Genomic DNA, 2,507 nt, shown 5'->3' with positions numbered 1-2,507 from the left:
AACGCAGAACGCAGAACGCGAAATTATTTTCCACTCCAGGCGCTTCTGCGTCCAGCGTCCAGCGTCCTAATTTTAGCGTCTGACGTCAGACATCTAACGTCAGACTTTCCCGCCTCAACTCAAAAAATACTGATAGGCTTCATTATCCGTTTCTTCCCAAAATGGATAGTTAATCTCGGTCAAGAATTTGCGCACCTGCGCGCGCTCTTTGTGTGGCACTTCCATACCGACCAGTACGCGGCCAAAAGCGGAGCCGTGGTTGCGGTAGTGGAACAGGGAGATATTCCAGCGGCCGGCCACCTGATTTAAAAACTGCAGCAGGGCACCGGGGCGTTCGGGAAATTCGAAGCGAAACACCATTTCGTTCTCGACCCCGGCGGCGTGCCCACCCACCATATGACGAATGTGCAGCTTGGCCAACTCGTTGTCAGTCATGTCGACTAAATCGTAACCTTGCTCTCGCAGATCACGAACCAATTCATCGCGATCGGCGGGGTCGGAGCTCACCTGTACGCCGACAAAAATGCGCGCTTGATCGCTGTCAGCATAACGATAGTTAAATTCGGTGATGCTGCGCTTACCCAATGCCTGACAAAAAGCTTTATAGGCACCCGGGCGCTCGGGAATCGTCACTGCCAAAACCGCTTCACGTTTTTCACCGATTTCGGTGCGCTCAGAAATATAACGCAGGCGATCAAAATTGATATTGGCTCCGCTATCAATGGCGACTAAGGTTTGGCCACTGATATTATTTTCCGCTACATATTTTTTCAGGCCCGCCAGGCTCACGGCACCGGCCGGCTCGGCAATAGAGCGGGTGTCTTCGAAAATATCTTTAATACCCGCACAGATTTCATCAGTATTAACGGTAATCACACCATCAATATTGTTCTTGATGACTTTAAAAGTCTCTTTCCCGATTTGCGCGACCGCCACACCTTCGGCAAAGATTCCCACTTGGGGCAATTTCACGCGCCGACTCTTCTCCATCGCAGCGGCCAAACAAGCAGACTCTTGCGATTCAACCGCAAACACTTTGACATCCGGGCGCACGTATTTCACATAGGCCGCCACACCGGCACACAAGCCACCGCCACCAACCGCCACAAAAATCGCATCAATATGCTTGGGGTACTGGCGCAGAATTTCCATCGCCACAGTACCCTGACCGGCAATCACATCCGGGTCATCAAACGGGTGAATATAGGTGTAGCCTTTCTCTGCAATCAATTTTTGCGTATGAGTGGCGGCTTCATCAAAATTGTCGCCATGCAAAATAACCTTAGCACCGCGTGCTCGCACTGCATCTACTTTAATGGCCGGGGTGGTGCGCGGCATAACAATCACCGCCTTAACCCCCAGGTGCTGAGCACCCAGCGCCAGGCCCTGTGCATGGTTGCCCGCCGAGGCGGCAATCACACCGCAGGCGCGCTCTTGCTCGCTCAGTTGCAGCAATTTGTTATAGGCGCCGCGAATCTTAAACGAAAATACCGGCTGCAAATCTTCGCGCTTGAGCAACACGTTATTATCGGTGCGCTGCGAGATTAAGCGCACAGACTCAAGGGGGGTCTCGATCGCCAGATCGTAGATACGCGCATTGAGAATTCGTTTGATGTAAGAATCGGCCATAACAGTGCCTTAAATTAAAAGAATAGAAACCGCTGCATGATAAACAATTTGGCCTGTCGTTACACGCTCAGAAGCAGCACAGACACTGATAATTGCTCAATGAGAGCGTATAATCAGTGAAAACCAACGGGCGAGGGCATTATGAACCAGGATCAACTAAAACAAGACGTGGCGCGCGCCGCCATCGATCACATTGCTCCCAAGCTGAATAAAGACAGCGTACTCGGCATTGGCACCGGCTCCACCGCCAATTTTTTCATCGATATGCTGGCCGAGTTGAAAGGCGATTTCGCCGCCGCAGTAGCCAGCTCCGACGCTTCGGCGCAACGACTAAAGTCTCAAGGCATTGAGGTGCTGGACTTAAACGAAGTCAATGAACTAGTCGCCTATATTGACGGCACCGACGAGTCCAACGCTCAACTGGCTCTCATTAAAGGCGGCGGAGCAGCACTCACCCGCGAAAAGATTGTGCGCGCGGTAGCCCGCGAATTTATTTGCATCGCCGACGAAAGCAAATGGGTCAAAGTGTTGGGCCGCTTTCCACTGCCGGTGGAAGTAATTCCTATGGCGCGCTCTTACGTGAGTCGCGAGCTGGTGAAACTCGGCGGCGACCCGGTGTACCGCGAAGGCGTCACCACCGATAACGGCAACGTCATTGTCGATGTACACAATCTATCAATCGTGAACCCGAAAGAGCTGGAGCTGCAAATCAACCAGATCACCGGCGTGGTGGCCAATGGCCTTTTTGCCCACATGGGGGCGGATGTACTGCTACTGGGTCGTCCCGATGGAGTCGAGACGATTTATCCGAATTGAAATGTTGGATGACTGACGTCTGAGGTCTGACGCAAAAACATCCGTTCAGCGTTCAGCGTTCA

The 2,507-nt window shown here is 52.3% G+C and carries 2 protein-coding genes; one reads left to right on the top strand and one right to left on the bottom strand.

Going from position 1 to position 2,507, the window contains the following annotated elements; translation table 11 throughout:
- Nucleotides 1-114 precede the first annotated feature (114 nt).
- Complete coding sequence (gene ilvA, locus Q4526_RS06795) at nt 115-1,629, bottom strand: threonine ammonia-lyase, biosynthetic (RefSeq protein WP_215976178.1); 1,515 nt, start codon at nt 1,627-1,629, stop codon at nt 115-117.
- A gap of 141 nt (nt 1,630-1,770) precedes the next feature.
- Between ilvA and rpiA the strand changes: the two genes are divergently transcribed.
- Complete coding sequence (gene rpiA / locus Q4526_RS06790; protein WP_215976177.1) at nt 1,771-2,445, top strand: ribose-5-phosphate isomerase RpiA; 675 nt, start codon at nt 1,771-1,773, stop codon at nt 2,443-2,445.
- Nucleotides 2,446-2,507: the final 62 nt, after the last annotated feature.

Origin of the sequence: Gilvimarinus sp. 2_MG-2023, from assembly GCF_030547685.1 — a bacterium.
Lineage (GTDB): Bacteria > Pseudomonadota > Gammaproteobacteria > Pseudomonadales > Cellvibrionaceae > Gilvimarinus.
Note: the sequence above shows the minus strand (reverse complement) of the source record. Positions and strands in the feature narration are given on the sequence as shown.